This window comes from Streptomyces sp. NPDC045998 (genome assembly GCF_056430285.1).
Map to the genome: position 1 here is coordinate 210841 of NZ_JBWKLJ010000002.1, position 17036 is coordinate 227876.

A 17036-nucleotide genomic window follows, 5' to 3' on the forward strand; every position below is an offset into this window, starting at 1 on the left:
GGCGCCGGTCAGGCGCCGGTCCGCGCGGTGTCGGCCGACGCCAGGTCCTCCGCCAGCATGCGCTTGGCGATCGTGTCCGTCGCCGCCCGCAGCTCCGGGCCGCTCGGGCTGTCGCTGTCCCGTTCGAGCCGGTCCGTCAGCCAGCGTGCCCACGCCTCGCTGATCACCGCGGCCTCCCGCGCCCCCGCCTGGGTGAGGGAGAACAGGTGCCCGGCCCGGGTCAGGTACCCCTCCTCGACCATCCGGTCGAAGACCGGAACGAGCACCTCCGGAGGCACCCGCCGCCGCGCCGCGATCAGCCCCAGGCTCGCGTGCCCCACCAGGCGGGTGAACAGCTCCACCTGCATCACCGCCCACGCGCCCGCCACGTCCAGCCGCGTGTCGGAGTCCTCGATCACCCGCCGCACCGTCGTCAGGTCCACCCGGCGCAGCAGCCTGCCCACCGACAGCTCCAGCAGCCGCGCCGAGTCCGCCGTCGCCACCGGTGACGAGAAGCCCTCGCCCATGTCCGACGCCGTGACGCGCGCCGCGTCCCGCAGCCGTACCTGCCGCAGGAACAGCGACACGGCGAAGCCGGCCACGGCCACCGGTACCGTCCACAGGAACACGGTGTGCAGGGTGTCCGCGTACGCCTCGATCAGCGGCACCGCCCGCTCGGCCGGCAGGCCGTGCACGCCCTGCGGGCTGAGCGCCGCGCGGGCCAGCGCCGCCGCCTCCGCCGGGGCCGCCGAATCCGGAACGTCCGCCACCGCCTCGCCGATGCCCTCCCGCAGGTTCGGCGCCAGGGCGTTGGCGTAGATCGTCCCGAAGACCGCCGTACCGAAGGACATGCCGAGCGTGCGGAAGAAGGTCACGCCCGAGGTGGCCGTGCCAAGGTCCGCGTACTCCACGGTGTTCTGCACGGCGATCGTCAGCACCTGCATGCACAGGCCGATCCCGATGCCGAGCACGAACATGTACAGCGACTCCAGCCAGGCGTCCGTCCCGCGCCCCATCAGGGACAGCAGGTAGAGCCCGACCGCCATCACCAGCGAGCCGACGATCGGGAAGACCCGGTACCGGCCGGTCTTGCTGGTCACGTTGCCGCTGTAGACGGAGGCGATGAGCAGCCCGATGACCAGGGGCAGCGTACGGACGCCGGAGACGGTGGCCGAGTCGCCGTCGACGTACTGGAGGTACGACGGCAGGAAGATCATCGCGCCGAGCATGGCGAAGCCCACGATGAAGCTGAGCACCGAGCACACGGTGAAGACGGGATTGCCGAACAGCCGCATCGGCAGCATCGGCTCCACGGCCCGCGTCTCGGCCACGCAGAACAGCCCGAGCGCGACGACCCCGCCCACGAACAGCCCGACGATGACCGGCGAGCCCCACGCGTACTCGTTGCCGCCCCAGCTGGTGGCGAGGATCAGCGCGCTCGCGCCGACCGCGACGAGGGCGATGCCGGGGTAGTCGATGACCGGCCGGGACGCCGACCTGACGGACGGGATGGTGCGGGCGGCGGCGAGCACCACGACGACGGCGATGGGGACGTTGACGTAGAACGCCCACCGCCAGGACAGGTGATCGGTGAACAGCCCGCCGAGCAGCGGTCCGATCACCGTCGACACCCCGAAGACCGCGCCGATCGCGCCCTGGTACTTCCCGCGCTCGCGCAGCGGGATGACGTCCGCGATCAGCGCCATGGACGTCACCATCAGCCCGCCCGCGCCGACGCCCTGCACCCCGCGCCAGAGGATCAGCAGCGGCATGTTGGCGGCCAGGCCGCACAGGAAGGAACCGGCGACGAAGACGACCGCGGAGACCTGGAAGACGACCTTCCGCCCGAAGAGGTCGCCGAACTTGCCGACCAGGACGGTGGCGACCGTCTCCGCCAGCAGGTACGCGGTGACGACCCACGACATGTGCGCGGCGCCGCCCAGGTCCGCGACGATCGTGGGCAGCGCCGTGCCGACGATCGTCTGGTCGAGCGCGGCCAGCAGCACCCCGAGCATGATCGTCACGAAGACGACGTTCCGCTGCCGGGCGTCGAGCACCGGCGGCGCCGCCACCGGTGCCTGCTGCGTGGTCGTCGTCGTCACGCTTGCACCCTCACACCGGCAGGGCACCGCCGCATGCGGGCACGGTCCGGACCGGTGACGGGCGCGCGCCTGGGGGTGTCTTCGGGATCAGGCCCTAGGTGAGTTCGATCTGGTACCGGATGAAGCCCCGGTTCTCGGCCACCTTGTCGTAAAGCCGCCGGGCCGTCGCGTTGGACTCGTGCGTGTTCCAGTACACCCGTACGCAGCCCTGCTCGCGCGCCCACTCCGTCACGGCGGCGATCAGCGCCCGCGCCACCCCCCTGCCGCGTACGTCGGCCGCGGTGAACAGGTCCTGGAGGTAACACACGTCCGGACCCGAGGTGTTGGCGTGCACGAAGAAGTGCGTGATGCCCACGAGGCGGCCGTCCAGCCGGGCCCCGAGGGCGTGCATCCGTGTGTCGGCCTGGAACTCACGCCAGGCCCGCTCGTACATCTGCGGCGGCTCCACCCTCTGGTAGAAGTCGATGTACGCGCGGAAGAGCGCCTCCCAGGCTTCCCGGTCGGACGGCTCCAGCTTTCCCGTGGTGATCATGGGATCACTGTGGCACGCGCCCCGGCGGGCTCAGAGGGCGGCCCCGCCCGGCCGCAGGAGCAGGCCCGGGTTGTACGCGCCGAGCACCTTGTTGGCCCTGGCCAGCAGCGCCAGCGCGTGCTCGCGGTCCGCCTGGTCCTCCTGGCACATGGGGAAGCGGAAGCGGCGGACCTCGCGGGCCGCGCACTCGGCGTCGATCTCCGCCTGCAGGATGCCGATCGGCATGCACGACCCGATCAGGGCGGCGACACGGTCGGGGATCGGGACGGGCACGAGGGGCGAGGCGGTCACGTCAGGTCCTTTGCTGCTTGCTGCCCGCTGCTCGGTGGCAGCGGTCCGATGCGGTGCTCCCTCCATGAGTACAGGACGCGTATCCCGGTTTTCCCGCGGGTTTGTATCTGTGCTGCAACCGTTTCTCACCCGGGCGCACCAGTCACGGGCGCGTGAGCCCTCCGATCAGCGGCCCCGGCCGCCCGGCCGCCCGCTCCGCAGATGGAGGGCCCGCAGCACCGCCTCCAGCGCGAACCGGGCCTCCGGATCGGTGAGCCGCCCGCCCAGCCGGTGCTCCAGGCTCCGCATCCGGTAGCGCACCGTCTGGGGGTGCACCTCCAGGAGCCGGCCCATCTGGGCCGCCGTACCGCGGGTTTCCAGCCAGACCCGCAACGTCTCGACGAGCCGGGAGCGGCGGGTCGGGGTGAGCTCGGCGAGCGGCGCCAGTTCGCGTTCGGCGAGCTGTTCGGTGAGCGCGGGATCGGCGAGCAGCCACAACGTCACCAGGTGGTCCGCGCAGAAGACGAGCGCCCGGTCCTCGATGGCCTCCGCGTCGATGAGCTCCAGCACGCGCCGAGCCCAGCGCAGCGAGTCGGCGGCGGAGGCGGTCGGCAGGGTGAGGCCCACGGCGGCGCGTACGGTCGGCAGCGCCGCCTCCAGCATGCGGCGGCGGGCGTCGTCCACGGCGCCGGGAATGAGCAGCAGCGGCTGCGGGTCGGCCGGGTCCAGCAGGACATCGTTGTCCAGCACCGACGGGGAGAGCGTTGCGGGGGAGCGCAGCGCCACCGGGGTGACCAGCTCGGGCAGCGTCCAGCCCGTCTGCTCGCACAACTCGGTGAGGGCGGTACGCGGCAGGGGCGGCCCCGACAGCACGAGGTGCAGCAGCCTTCTCCGCAGCAGCTCCGAGCGCGCGTCGGCCTGCGCCCGCACCTCCAGGTAGCCCTCGCGGGAGAGCGCTTCCAGCTCGTCGACGTACGCGAAGAGGGCGTCGGCGAAGCTCAGCAGCAGCGTCGGGGAGAGGTTGTAGCGCCGGCCGACCTTCTTCGCACGCCGCAGCGCGACCCGGGCGCCGAGGCGGTACGCGCCCTGGAGGGTCTCCAGGCTCCGGCCCTCGTACGCCTCGAACCGGCCGAACCGGCGGCACACTTCGTCGCGCAGCGTCGTGGGGGCGGAAGGGGAGGCGACACGCTCGGCGAAGGCGGCGATGTTCTGCTCGACGCCGTACTGGAGCGCCTGCCGGTAAGGGCCGTTGAGTAATCGCGCGTACTCGGGATAGGCCCGGGTGACCTCGATGCCGATCTCTTTGACCAGGCTGGGCAGTTCGGGCCTGATGATGGCGGCGAACTCCTGGGGGAGCTGCCCCAGCGGCTCGCCCGCGTCCGACGGCTGGGTGGTTCTGGGCATGCGGCTGTCCCCTCGTTCTCCGGACGTCCGGTGGGGGTGGGAGCGGGCGTGGGCGGTGAGAGCGCTCCCGCGGATCGACGGTCCGAGCACTTCCGGTGGCACTTCGTGGGGGCCCGAACATAGTCCAGGAGGTCCGGGCCGCGCAGTAGTTGGGACAGCCGCCGGGGGTCCGCCGCGGTGATTTGGCCGAAGCCGGACGGTGGCGGGGCGGCGGCCGGACGGTGGCGGGGGTTGGCCAGGGGCGGCCGGGCGGATGGCCGGGGGTTGTCGAGGGCGGCCCCGGGGTGGCCTGGCGGGTGGCCGGACCCGGCGAGGGCCGAAGGCGGGAGCGACGGGGAGCTGCTCACTTCTCAACAAGAAAGCGTGGCGATCTGCTCCGGTGACGACAAGAAAATACCGGCGAGTAAGGGCGCCGCGGAAAACCGTCGGCCGAGTATTGCGCGCTTGGTTACCCGCTCGTAGCGTCACTGGCGCAAGGTGCTTACGCCCGGCGGCCGATGGAGCGGGACATATCGGCGCCGCGTTCTGAGAAGTGAGCCGCTCACGCTTTCCGTACCTCCCACCCGAAAGAGCCGCGCGGGGACGGAAAGCGGTCCATCGGGTACGCCCGAATCCCCAGGAGGGAACACCCATGCGACGCATGACGAAACTGTCCGCCATCGCCGCCGCCGCGCTCCTCGGCGCGGCCGGAGTCACCGCCACCAACGCCTCGGCGGCCGCACAGGCCTCGTGGACCGTCACCAACCCCGCCGCCGACGACAAGTTCACCGCCGTGAACGTCGCCGGGACGACGGCGGTGCTCACCAACAAGTCCACCGGCGCGCAGGTCACCTGTCGGACCATCGCCGCGTCCGGCACCGCCGTGGACGGCGTCGACTCCGACGGCATCGGCCTGGCCATCATCCAGAACGCCACCTTCGGCAACTCGGCCTCCAAGTGCACCGGCCCGCTCGGCTCCACCTGGATCGCCACGAGCAACGCCCCCATGTCGCTCAACGGCACCACGTACAGCGCGGGTGTGACCAAGGGCAACATCACCGCCATCGACGTCAAGCTGACCGGCACCAGCATCGCCGGTACCTGTTCCGCACGCATCAAGGGGGCGGCCAACACCGGTTCGTACACGAACGCCACCGGTGTCCTGAGCATCGCGGACGACGCGACGCCCGCCCTGACGATCTCCGAGGTCACCGGTGCGTGCGCCGGTCTGCTGAACAACGGCAACGTGGCGACGTTCCGCGCCCAGTACAAGGTCACGCCCATCCTCACGGTCACCAGCCCGTAAGGCCCGTCGAGGGGCGGACGGCCGACTGCTGCCCCGCCGCGCGGACGGCTCACGTCCGGCCGCGCGGTCGGGACTCCGGGCTTCGGGACTCCTGGCTTCGGGACTCCTGGCTTCGGGACTTCGGGCTTCGGGACTTCGAGAGAGGGCGCGACGGTATGAGCGAGGCAGCGCACGGGCGACGGGGCCTGCGCCGTACGGTGGCGATGGGGGCCGTCGTACTGGTGGCGGGGCTCGTTCCCGGTACAGGTGTCGGTACGGGCGCCGCCGCCGACGAGGGCGGGCAGACCGTGGACCGGGCCCTCGCCTACCGCTGCGTCCTGCCGGGCGGCGGCGGGGAGCGGGCGGCGACGGTACGGATCTCGGCGGTCCTGCCCCGGCAGGTGCGGGCCGGACGGCCCGTTCAGCCGGAGTTCGTCACCGTGGGCGTGCGGCTGTCGCCGGAGGCGGTCGCCGATCTCGCCGCAGTGGGGGCGGCGAAGACCGGTGGCGTTGTCCGCCTCACCACGCTCGTCACCCAGGACGCCCCGGATGCCGAGGCCGTGGAGGCGCCCTGGGCGCAACTGTCGGCCCCGGAGACGGCCGTGCCCGCGCAGGGCGCGTACACGATCGAGGCACGGGGCGCCGTGCCGACGGTCACCGCCCGTTCCGAGGGTGAACTCGCCTTCTCGGCCGGGGCCGTCTCGCTGGACCTGCTGGCGCGGGGGGCGGACGACATGCCCACCACACCACCGAACCTGTCCCTCGCCTGCACACCCGAGCCGGGCGAGAAGACGGAGTTCGCGCGGGTCGCCGTGACGGCGGCGACCGCCCCCGCGACGCCGCCCGGGCCCGGCCCGGGGGAGCGGCCGAGGCCTCCGGTGGTGGAGGAGCCGGGCGGCCCGGCGCGGCAGCCCGGCCGCGGCGAAGAGCCCGGGGGCGGCAAGGCCGACGGAAAGGCCGACGGCGGGGCCGGCGGAAGGGCCGGCGGAAAGGGGGACGGCAGGGAATGTGTCGAAGAACCGCCCTTCCCCCTGGAACCGACTCCGGCGCACGGGTACATCGCCGGCTACTCGAATGTCCGGAAGCTCGGCGGGGCCATTTTCCTCAAAGAGCCGGGCATGCTGCGCGTGAACATGCTGAAGGCCTATCAGCTGCTCGTCTGCAACCCTCCCGAAGGGCCGTATTTCGCCATCTACAGCGATGTCCGGTTCGACCACCGCGGAAAGCCGCAACTCCCGCCCGCGACCTCGACCTTCCTCACCTTCGGCTTCATGCCCACCACCGCCACCGTGGAGCTGACCGCGGTCGGGCCGATGGAGATCGTCACCCACGGCTACCCCCTGGACGAGCAGGGGCGGCAGCCGGAGGTCTCCACGGTCACCGGCAAGGTGTGGATCCGGCTGTACGACGTGAAGGTCAACGGCACCCCGCTCGACGTCGGCCCCCGCTGCCGCTCGGCCCGCCCCATGGACCTGGTCCTGACCGGCCGCGGCTACAACGACGTCGACGGCCGGCCCCACGGGTACACCGTCGCCGGTGGCGGACCGCTGACGGCCACCGCGACGCTCCCGGACTTCCGCGGCTGCCGGGCGGGAGCAGGCGCCGGAACAGGAACGGGCGCAGGGGCGGGCGCGGGAGTTCGGGCGGGCGTTCGGGCGGGGGAGGACCTGGACCGGCTCTTCACCGCGTCGCTCTCCGGTACGGGCAATTACATGAAGATGACGCAGGGCCCGCTCTGCGCGCCCGGCAGCCCGCACTGCCCCGACCCGCCGAGGCCGCGGCCCGAGCGCTGAGGCGGGGCGGCCCGGCCGATACGCACCGGGCGACAAATTCCGCCGGCGGATTTGTCACGCGATGACAAACGCGCGGGTCACCCCGGAAAGCGCCGGCGGAACGCTTGTCCGTGCCTTCACCGTCACCGTAACGTGCGCTTTCCCCGGTGCACTTTTGTCACTTCCTCAGCACGAGCGGCGTCTGTCTGGAGTTGTGGTGGGATGGGAACAGAAGTGGTCGTCGAAGGGCTCACCAAATCCTTCGGCAAACAGAACATCTGGCAGGACGTGACCCTCACCCTGCCCGCCGGTGAGGTAAGCGTCATGCTCGGGCCCTCCGGCACGGGGAAGACCGTCTTCCTGAAATCCATCATCGGGCTCGTCAAACCCGAGCGCGGCCGCGTCCTCATCAACGGTGTCGACATGGTCAACAGCCCGGAACGCGACATCTACGAAACCCGCAAGCTCTTCGGTCTGATGTTCCAGGACGGAGCCCTCTTCGGCTCGATGACGCTCTTCGACAACGTCGCGTTCCCGCTCCGCGAACACACCCGCAAGAAGGAGTCCGAGATCCGCCGCATCGTCATGGAGCGGATGGACATGGTCGGACTCGTCGGCGCCGAAGGGAAACTCCCCGGCGAGATATCCGGCGGCATGCGCAAACGCGCGGGCCTGGCCCGGGCGCTGGTCCTGGACCCGCACATCATCCTGTGCGACGAGCCCGACTCCGGGCTCGACCCCGTGCGCACCGCGTATCTCTCGCAGCTGCTCATCGACCTGAACGCGCAGATCGACGCGACGATGCTCATCGTCACGCACAATCTCGACATCGCGGCGACCGTTCCCGACAACATGGGGATGCTCTTCCGGCGCCGACTCGTCACCTTCGGGCCGCGCGAGGTGCTGCTCACCAGTGACGAGCCGGTCGTGGCTCAATTCCTCGCCGGACGGCGCGAGGGGCCGATCGGCATGTCGGAGGAGAAGGACGCCGCGACCCTCGCGCGCGAACAGCGCGCCTCCGCTCCGTACCCGCCGCACCCCCGGCCGCTGGCACCGCAGTTGGAGCCCTCGCCCGGCATGCCGGCCCGCGCGGCCGTACTGCGCCGTCGCGAGAGGGTCCTCGGGATGCTGTCGGACCTCCCGGAAGCCGCCAGGTCGGCCATCCTGCGCAGTTACGCCCCAGCCGGCGGTCCCGCCTCATGACCCCCGAACACCCGGCGCCCGGCGCCCGGCACGTCGAGGTCCCGGCGCCCGAGCCCGCACCGCCCGAGCCCGCACCGCCCGAGCCCGGATCGCCCGAGCCCGGATCGCCCGAATCCCGGTCGGCCGCCGAGACCCCCTACCCCCAAACCCCGGTGCCCTCACGCCTGCTCGCGCCGCTCCGCGAGAGCGGCAAGCTCTTCGCGCTCGCCGCCACCGTGTCCCGCGACATCTTCCGGCGGCCCTTCCAGTTCCGGGAGTTCGTCGAGCAGTTCTGGTTCGTCGCGAGCGTCACCATCCTGCCCGCCGCCCTGGTGTCGATCCCGTTCGGCGCGGTCATCGCGCTCCAGGTCGGCTCGCTCACCCAGCAGCTCGGCGCCCAGTCGTTCACCGGCGGCGCCAGCGTCCTCGCCGTCATCCAGCAGGCCAGTCCGCTGATCGTGGCCCTGCTCATTGCCGGCGCCGGCGGCTCCGCCATCTGCGCCGACCTCGGTTCGCGGAAGATCCGCGAGGAGCTCGACGCCATGGAGGTCATGGGCGTCTCGCCCGTCCAGCGGCTCGTCGTGCCCCGCGTGCTCGCGACCATGCTCGTCGCGGTGCTCCTCAACGGCATGGTCTCCGTCGTCGGCACCCTCGGCGGCTACTTCTTCAACGTCGTCATGCAGGGCGGCACCCCGGGCGCGTACCTCTCCGGCTTCTCCGCCCTCGCCCAACTGCCCGACCTCTGGATCAGCGAGATCAAGGCGCTGATCTTCGGCTTCCTCGCCGGCATCGTCGCCGCCCACCGGGGCCTGAATCCGCGCGGCGGACCCAAGGGTGTCGGCGACGCCGTCAACCAGTCCGTCGTCATCACCTTCCTCTTCCTCTTCTTCGTCAACATGGTGCTCACCGCGATCTACCTCCAGATCGTCCCGGCGAAGGGGGCCTGACCATGGCCTCGCCCCTCGCCTGGCTCGACCGCTCCGGCGACCAGCTCCTCTTCTACGTCAAGGCGCTGCTCTGGATCCCGCGCACCCTGCGCCGCTACCTGAAGGAGGTCCAACGCCTCCTCGCCGAGGTGGCCTTCGGCAGCGGCGGCCTCGGCGTCATCGGAGGAACCATCGGCGTGATGGTCGCCATGACGCTGTTCACGGGAACCGTCGTCGGTCTCCAGGGGTACGCCGCGCTGAACCAGATCGGCACCTCCGCCTTCACCGGCTTCGTCTCCGCCTACTTCAACACCCGCGAGATCGCCCCGCTCGTCGCCGGACTCGCCCTCTCCGCCACCGTCGGCGCCGGCTTCACCGCGCAGCTCGGCGCGATGCGCATCAACGAGGAGGTCGACGCCCTCGAAGCGATGGGCCTGCGCTCGATGCCGTACCTCGTCACCACCCGCATCATCGCGGGCGTCGTCGCGATCATCCCGCTCTACGCGATCGGCCTGCTGTCCTCGTACGCCGCCTCCCGCGCGGTCACCGTGCTCTTCAACGGCCAGTCGGCGGGCACGTACGACCACTACTTCGCCCTCTTCCTCTCCCCGGACGACGTGCTGCTCTCCATCCTCAAGGTGCTGATCTTCAGCGTGATGGTGATCCTCGCGCACTGCTACTACGGCTTCCACGCCCACGGCGGCCCGGCGGGCGTCGGGGTCGCCGTCGGCCGCTCCGTACGCAACGCCATCGTGCTGATCAGCGTCACCGACTTCTTCCTCTCGCTCGCCATCTGGGGCGCGACCACGACCGTGAAGGTGGCCGGATGAACACGCGCACCCCCACGCGCACCACGCGCACCCCCACGCGCACCCCCATGCGGACCCAGGCGCGGACCCGCGTGCGCACCCTCCGCAGACGCCTCGCCGGGGCCGTGTTCCTGCTCGTCCCCGTCCTCCTCATCCGGCTGTCGGTCGCCGTATACGACAAGGAGTTCAGCCGCGACGCCACCGTCACCGTCCTCACCGCCAGCGTCGGCAACGAGATGCACCGCGGCGCCGAGGTGAAGCTGCGCGGCGTGGTCGTCGGCGAGGTGCGCGACATCCGCGCCGACGGCACCGGTGCCCGCCTCACCCTGGCCATCCGCCCCGGCCACCTCGACCGCATCCCGGCGGACGTCACCGCCCAGATGCTGCCCACCACCCTCTTCGGCGAACGGTTCGTCGCCCTCGTCCCACCGGCCGCCACCTCCTCACCGCGTACGCTCGCGGCGGGCGCCACCATCCCGCAGGACCGTTCCGCCAACGCCGTCGAACTCGAACAGGTCCTGGACCAGGTGCTCCCCCTGCTCACCGCCGTGAAGCCCGAGAAACTGTCGGCCACCCTCACGGCCGTCGCCCAGGCACTCGAAGGCCGCGGCGAGCAGCTCGGCCGCACCCTCGTCACGCTCGACGCGCACCTGAAGAAGCTCAACCCGCACCTGCCCGCCCTCAACCGCGACATCACGCACCTCGTCGAGGTCAGCCGGGTGTACGGGGACGCCGCGCCCGACGTCCTCGACGCGCTCACCGACTTCACCACCACCAGCGGCACCCTCGCCGAGCAGCAGGCACAGCTCTCCCGGCTGTACGGCGCCACGACGGCGACCGCCCACGACCTGACGGCCTTCCTGCGCGAGAACCGGCACAACCTCATCCGCCTCTCCGCTACCTCGCGCCCCACCCTTGAGCTCCTCGGCCGCTACGCCTCCTCCTACCCCTGCACCCTGCGCACCCTCGCCGGCTTCGTCCCCGCGATGAACCGGGCGCTCGGCAAGGGCACCGACGAGCCGGGGCTCCACGTCACCGTCCGTACCGTGCCGTCCCGTGGCGCGTACGTGCCCGGCAAGGACCGGCCCGTGTACGAGGCGAATGGCGGGCCGCACTGCTACTCCGTCCCGTACACGGGGAAACCCGGCGGCGCCGCCGGTGCGAGCGACCGCGCCCGGGGACTGGGCCTGCCCAACTCCCCGCAGGAGAACCAGCTCGTCAACGAGCTCATCGCCCCGGGCCTCGGGACCGCGCCCCAGGCGCTGCCCGACTGGTCCACCGTCCTGACCGGCCCCCTCTTCCGTGGAGCGGAGGTGACCCTGCAGTGAAGCGCCGCTCCCTCGCCGGGCCGCTCACCAAGTCGCTCGCCTTCATCGTGGTGACCGTCTTCGCCACCGCCGTCCTGGCGCTGTCCATCGCCAACACCGGGGTCGGTGAGACCAGCGCGTACCGTGCGCGATTCACCGACGTCACCGGCCTCGTCGAGGGCGACAGCGTGCGGATCGCCGGGGTGAAGGTGGGTCAGGTCTCGTCGATCCGCGTCGTCGACCGGCGCGTCGCCGAAGTCGGCTTCACCGTCCAGAAGGGACGGGCACTGCCCGCCTCCGCCACCGCGTCGATCAAGTACCTGAACATGGTCGGCCAGCGGTACGTCGACCTCGACCGGGGCACCGGCCCCGTCGGGCGGGCCCTGCCGCCCGGTGCCGTCATCCCGCTGGAGCGGACGACTCCCGCCCTCGACCTCACCCAGCTCTTCAACGGATTCCAGCCGCTCTTCGAAGGGCTCTCACCGACCGAGGTCAACAGCCTCGCCGGCTCCATCGTCCAGGTCCTCCAGGGGGAGGGCGGCACCGTCGACTCGCTGCTGCGGCACGTGGGTTCGCTGACCGGCACCGTCGCGGCCAAGGACAAGGTGATCGGTGAGGTGATCCGCAACCTCACCACGGTGCTGCAGACGGTCAACGACCGCGAAGAGAACTTCAACGACCTCGTCGTCACCCTCCAGCAGCTCGTCAGCGGCTTCGCCGGCGACCGCGAACCGCTCGGGGAGGCCATCACCGCCATGGGTTCGCTCACCACCGTCACGGCCGGGCTCCTCGAGGACGGCCGCGCCCCGCTCAAGGAGGACATCCGCCAACTGGGCCGCCTCTCCGGCCACCTGGCGAAGAGCACCCCGCAGATCGAGGACTTCCTCCGCAGGAGCCCCGCCAAGATGCAGGCCGTCGGGCGGCTCGCCTCGTACGGGTCGTGGCTCAACCTCTACCTCTGCGAGGCCACCGTCACGGGTGTCACCACCTCCGACGGCTCGAAGCCGCCCACCGGTATCCCGCTCACGGAAGCGAGGTGCCGCGGATGAGACGCCTCCTCGCACCGCGCGTGCCCCGGGCCCGTTTCCGCCTCACGCCCGTACGGGAACGCAACCCCGTCCTCACCGGCCTCGTCGGGCTCCTCGTCCTCGCCCTCATCGGCCTCGGCGCGTACAAGATCGACGCTCTCGTGGCCCGCACCGCGTACACCGCCGACTTCACCGAGGCCGCCGGCCTCGACGAGGGCGACGAGGTGCGCGTCGCAGGCGTCAAGGTCGGCGCGGTGACCGGCGTCGCCCTCGACGGCGCCAAGGTCAAGGTCACCTTCGAGGTAGACGACGGCACCTGGATCGGTGACGCGAGCACCGCCGCCATCGCCATCAAGACGCTCCTCGGCGAGAAGTACCTCGCCGTCGACCCGCTCGGCACCCGCCGTCAGAACCCCGCCACCCGCATCCCCGCGTCCCGCACCACGTCCCCGTACGACGTCACCCAGGCGCTCAACGGCCTCGGCGACACCATCAACGCCATCGACACGCGGCAGCTCGCGGCGAGCTTCGACGCCCTCTCCGCCACCTTCGAGAACGCCCCGCCCGACGTGCGCAGCGCCGCCGAGGGCCTGTCGGCGCTGTCGCGGACCGTGTCGTCGCGTGACACCCAGCTCGCCGAACTCCTCAAGGGAAGCAAGCAGCTGGCCAAGACCCTGGCCACCAAGAAGAGCAGCTTCGAGACCCTCCTGGAGGACGGCGGCCTGCTGCTCGGCGAGATCCAGGCCCGGCGCGACGCCATCCACCAGCTCCTCACCGGCGCCCGGAACCTCGGTACCCAGCTCACCGGGCTCGTCCAGGACAACAACCGGCAGCTCGGCCCCACCCTGGAGTCGCTGAGCCGGGTCACCGGAGTCCTGCTGAAGAACCGGCAGAGCCTCGACCGCACCCTGGCCCTGGCCGGCCCGTACTACCGGCTCGTCGGCAACACCCTTGGCAACGGCCGCTGGCTCGACACGTACGTCTGCGGCCTCGTCCCCAGGAACTACCTCCCACCCGGCACGCCCCCGGCCACCGGATGCATGCCGCCCAAACCCACAGGGGGTGCCAGGTGAACCTCAGACGCGCCATCGGCCTCGGCGCCGGCCTCGGCGCCGGCCTCGCCGTCGTCGCGGTCGCGGCGGCCTCCGGCCTCCAGGCCCTCGACGCGGCGCACACCACCCGCGTCACGGCCTACTTCGACCGGGCCACCGGGGTGTACGAGGGCTCCGACCTGCGCGTCCTGGGCGTCAAGGTCGGCACCGTCGGAGCCGTCCGCCCGAAGGGCAAGGAGGTCGAGGTCACGCTCCTGCTCGACGAGGGCGTCCGCGTCCCGGCCGACGCCCACGCGGTACTCGTCGCCCCCAGCATCGTCTCCGACCGGTACATCCAGCTCGCCCCCGCCTACACGGGCGGGCCCCGGCTGCGCGACGGAGCCGTCCTGCCCGCCGCCCGCAACGCCACACCCCTCGAAATCGACCAGCTCTACGCGTCGATCAACCAGCTCAGCCAGGCCCTCGGCCCCGAGGGGGCCAACGCCCAGGGCGCCCTCGCGGACCTGCTGGGCACCGGCGCCGCCAACCTCCGGGGCAACGGCAAGGCGATAGGCGACTCCATCGAGCAGTTCGGCAAGGCCGCCAAGACCCTCGACTCCAGCAGCGACGACCTCTTCGACACCCTCGCGTACCTCCAGTCCTTCACCACGATGCTGAAGGACAACGACGGCGAGGTGCGCACGGCGGAGCGGCGGCTCGCCACCGTCACCGGCTTCCTCGCCGAGGACAAGGAGAACCTCGCCGCCGTCCTCAAGGAGCTCTCCACCGCCCTCGTCCAGGTGAAGACCTTCATCGAGAAGAACCGCGGCAGCCTGAAGCGGAACGTCGACATCCTGCTGCCGATCACCCGCACGCTGGCCGACCAGCGCGCCTCACTCGCCGAGGCCCTCGACACCGCGCCGCTCGCCGCGGGCAACGCGCTCAAGGCGTACGACCCGCTGCACCGCACCCTCAACGGACGCGCCGACATCAACGAGCTCAGCATGGGCTCCGGCGGCTCCGGCGGCTCCGGCGGTTCCGGGGCGCCGGGGCTGGTCCCCGTCGAACCGGCCCGCCGCAAGGACCTGCCCGTCCTCCCGCTCCCCGCGGTCGGCCAGGTCTACGGCACGGCCGAGGACGGAGCCGCGCGGTGAAACGACCCACCACCCGTACCACGACGACCACCACGGGCGTGGCCGCCGTCCTCGCCCTCGCCGTCGGCTTCACCGCGACCGCCGTGAGCTGCGACCCGCCGGCGGGCCCCGAGCTGTCCGGCATCGAGCAACTGCCCCTGCCCGGCGGCGCCGACCTCGGCGACCATCCGTACGAGGTCACCGCGGAGTTCGCGGACGTCCTCAGCCTCGTACCGAACGCGGCGGTCAAGGTCAACGACGTCGCCGTCGGCCGCGTGACGAGGATCGCCCTGGCCGGCGGGGCCGGGAGCGACGCGTGGTCGGCCCGGGTCACCCTGCGCGTCAACGGCGACGTACGGCTGCCCGCCAACGCCCACGCGCAACTGGAGCAGTCCAGCCTGCTCGGCGAGAAGTACATCCAGCTCTCCGCGCCCTCGAAGGCGGCCGGGGGCACGCTCGCGCACGGCGACCGCATCCCGCTGAGCCGCACCAACCGCAACCCCGAGGTCGAGGAGGTCTTCGGCGCCCTGTCCATGCTCCTCAACGGCGGCGGCGTCCAGCAGCTCAGAACCATCACCGCCGAGCTCTCCAAGGCGCTGCGCGGCAACGAGACCGAGGTCCGGTCCCTCCTCATGCGCATCGACACCCTCGTCACCAGCCTGGACGGCAACAAGGCCGACATCACCGCGGCCCTCGACGGCGTCAACCGGCTCTCGGCCACCCTCGCCACCCGCGAGCGGGACGTCGGCAAGGTGCTCACCGGACTCAGCCCCGGCCTGAAGGTGCTGGAGCGCCAGCGCGCCTCCCTGCTCACCATGCTCGGCGCCCTCGACACGCTCTCCACCGTCGCCGTCGACACCGTCAACCGGACCAAGGCCGACCTGGTCGCCGACCTCAAGGCGCTCGGACCGACCCTGCGGGCGCTGGCGGATGCGGGCAAGGCGCTGCCCGACTCGCTCCAGGTGCTGCTCACCTACCCGTTCACGGACGAGGTGCTGCGCGGCGTCAAGGGCGACTACCTCAACGTCTACCTCGACGTCGCCGCCGCACCCGGCACCCAGCTCGTACCACCGCTGGTCCCGCCGCAGGACCCGGCGGCCGCCGGGCCACCCCTGCCCCTGCCCCTACCGCTGCCGTCGGCCGGGAGGAACTGATGCCGACCCTCGCCATCCGGCTGAAGAACCTCGCCTTCCTCCTCATCGCCGTCGTCGTCCTCGGCTACGTCGGCGTGCGGTACGCCGACCTCGGCCGGTACGCGGGCTTCCGCGACTACTACACCGTCCGCGTCCAACTCGACGCGACGGGCGGCCTGTTCACCCACTCCAACGTCACCTACCGGGGTGTCTCCGTGGGCCGTGTCGGCCCCATCGAGCTCACCGGTGACGGAGTCGAGGCGGAGCTGCGCATCGACGACTCGGCGCCCCCCATCCCGGCGGACCTGGAAGCCGTCGTCGCCGGGCTGTCGGCCGTCGGCGAGCAGTACATCGACCTGCGGCCGGCCGGTTCCGGCGGCCCGTACCTGCGCGACGGCACCGTCATTCCGCGCTCCGACACCCGTACGCCCCCGCCCGTCACCACCGTGCTCAGCGGGATCGGCGACCTCGCCGCCTCCGTCGACCTGGAGTCGCTGCGCACGGTCGTCGACGAACTCGGTACGGCACTCAACGGCCGCGGTGACGACCTCCAGGCGCTGCTGGACGGCGGCGACGCCTTCGTACGCGCCGCCGACAAGGCGCTGCCCGCCAACACCCGGCTGGTGATCGACGCCGAGACGGTCCTGCGCACCCAGGCCGAGGAGGGCGAGGCCCTCACCTCCTTCGCCTCCGGAGCCCGGGAGCTCGCCGCGGAGCTCAAGGGCTCGGACGCGGACCTGCGCAGGCTCATCGCCGCCGCGCCCGGTGCGGCCGGCCAGGTCAGCACACTGCTGAAGGACCTCGACCCGGCCTTCGGAGTCGTCCTCGCCAACCTCCTCACCGTCTCGGAGGTGGCCGTGACACGCCAGCGCGGCATGGAGGAGTTCCTGGTCACCATGCCCGCCCTCGCCGCCGCCGGGGCGACCGCCGTCACCCCTCAGGGCGCCAACTTCGGCATGTCGGTGACCTTCTTCCAGCCCCTGCCCTGCACCACCGGTTACGGCGGGACGCCCTACCGCAACGGCCTCGACCTGTCGGCCCCGCCCGCCCTCAACACCCAGGCGCGCTGCACCGCACCGCCCTCCAGCGGCGTCAACGTCCGCGGCTCCGCGAACGCGCCCCGGGGCGGACGCCCATGAGGACGGGCTCGGGGACAGGGATGGG

At 71.8% G+C, this 17036-nt stretch carries 15 protein-coding genes; 11 read left to right on the top strand and 4 right to left on the bottom strand.

The genetic code is table 11. The features are described from left to right. Positions 1-8 precede the first annotated feature (8 nt). The 4 genes from AC07FJ_RS05890 to AC07FJ_RS05905 form a co-directional block, all read right to left on the bottom strand. Entirely contained in the window at positions 9-2081 is a 2073-nt protein-coding gene (locus AC07FJ_RS05890) for an MDR family MFS transporter (RefSeq protein WP_479045689.1), read from the bottom strand. A 94-nt stretch (positions 2082-2175) separates the two neighbouring features. Then, on the bottom strand, positions 2176-2613 hold the full coding sequence (locus AC07FJ_RS05895; RefSeq protein WP_479045692.1) for an N-acetyltransferase family protein: 438 nt from the start codon (positions 2611-2613) through the stop codon (positions 2176-2178). Between the two features lie 30 nt (positions 2614-2643). Next, entirely contained in the window at positions 2644-2904 is a 261-nt protein-coding gene (locus AC07FJ_RS05900) for a hypothetical protein (RefSeq protein WP_361415506.1), read from the bottom strand. A 165-nt stretch (positions 2905-3069) separates the two neighbouring features. Beyond that, positions 3070-4287, bottom strand: coding sequence for a PucR-like N-terminal domain-containing protein (locus AC07FJ_RS05905; protein ID WP_479045694.1), 1218 nt, complete (start codon positions 4285-4287; stop codon positions 3070-3072). 631 nt (positions 4288-4918) lie between these two features. Here AC07FJ_RS05905 and AC07FJ_RS05910 point away from each other — a divergent pair. From AC07FJ_RS05910 to AC07FJ_RS05960, 11 genes are all read left to right on the top strand, one after another. Then, complete coding sequence (locus AC07FJ_RS05910; RefSeq protein ID WP_479045696.1) at positions 4919-5572, top strand: hypothetical protein; 654 nt, start codon at positions 4919-4921, stop codon at positions 5570-5572. 155 nt (positions 5573-5727) lie between these two features. Then, positions 5728-7344, top strand: a complete 1617-nt coding sequence (locus AC07FJ_RS05915) for a DUF6801 domain-containing protein (RefSeq protein ID WP_479045698.1) — start codon at positions 5728-5730, stop codon at positions 7342-7344. A gap of 201 nt (positions 7345-7545) precedes the next feature. Then, a complete protein-coding gene (locus AC07FJ_RS05920; protein WP_479045701.1) occupies positions 7546-8526 on the top strand; it encodes an ABC transporter ATP-binding protein in 981 nt (326 codons plus the stop codon). Beyond that, positions 8523-9452 (top strand): MlaE family ABC transporter permease, encoded by a 930-nt coding sequence (locus tag AC07FJ_RS05925; protein ID WP_479045703.1) that lies wholly within the window; start codon positions 8523-8525, stop codon positions 9450-9452. The genes AC07FJ_RS05920 and AC07FJ_RS05925 overlap by 4 nt, the downstream gene beginning before the upstream one ends. A gap of 2 nt (positions 9453-9454) precedes the next feature. Further along, positions 9455-10261 carry an MlaE family ABC transporter permease gene (locus tag AC07FJ_RS05930; protein WP_479045706.1) on the top strand — a complete coding sequence of 269 codons (807 nt, stop codon included), beginning with the start codon at positions 9455-9457 and terminating at the stop codon, positions 10259-10261. Between the two features lie 47 nt (positions 10262-10308). Beyond that, entirely contained in the window at positions 10309-11568 is a 1260-nt protein-coding gene (locus AC07FJ_RS05935; RefSeq protein ID WP_479046899.1) for an MCE family protein, read from the top strand. Next, complete coding sequence (locus AC07FJ_RS05940) at positions 11565-12596, top strand: MCE family protein (protein WP_479045709.1); 1032 nt, start codon at positions 11565-11567, stop codon at positions 12594-12596. Before AC07FJ_RS05935 ends, AC07FJ_RS05940 begins: the two co-directional genes overlap by 4 nt. Continuing rightward, complete coding sequence (locus AC07FJ_RS05945; RefSeq protein ID WP_479045712.1) at positions 12593-13648, top strand: MCE family protein; 1056 nt, start codon at positions 12593-12595, stop codon at positions 13646-13648. The genes AC07FJ_RS05940 and AC07FJ_RS05945 overlap by 4 nt, the downstream gene beginning before the upstream one ends. Continuing rightward, positions 13645-14760, top strand: coding sequence for an MCE family protein (locus AC07FJ_RS05950; protein WP_479045715.1), 1116 nt, complete (start codon positions 13645-13647; stop codon positions 14758-14760). The genes AC07FJ_RS05945 and AC07FJ_RS05950 overlap by 4 nt, the downstream gene beginning before the upstream one ends. Next, positions 14757-15893, top strand: coding sequence for an MCE family protein (locus AC07FJ_RS05955; RefSeq protein ID WP_479045718.1), 1137 nt, complete (start codon positions 14757-14759; stop codon positions 15891-15893). Before AC07FJ_RS05950 ends, AC07FJ_RS05955 begins: the two co-directional genes overlap by 4 nt. After that, a complete protein-coding gene (locus AC07FJ_RS05960; protein WP_479045721.1) occupies positions 15893-17011 on the top strand; it encodes an MCE family protein in 1119 nt (372 codons plus the stop codon). Before AC07FJ_RS05955 ends, AC07FJ_RS05960 begins: the two co-directional genes overlap by 1 nt. Positions 17012-17036: the final 25 nt, after the last annotated feature.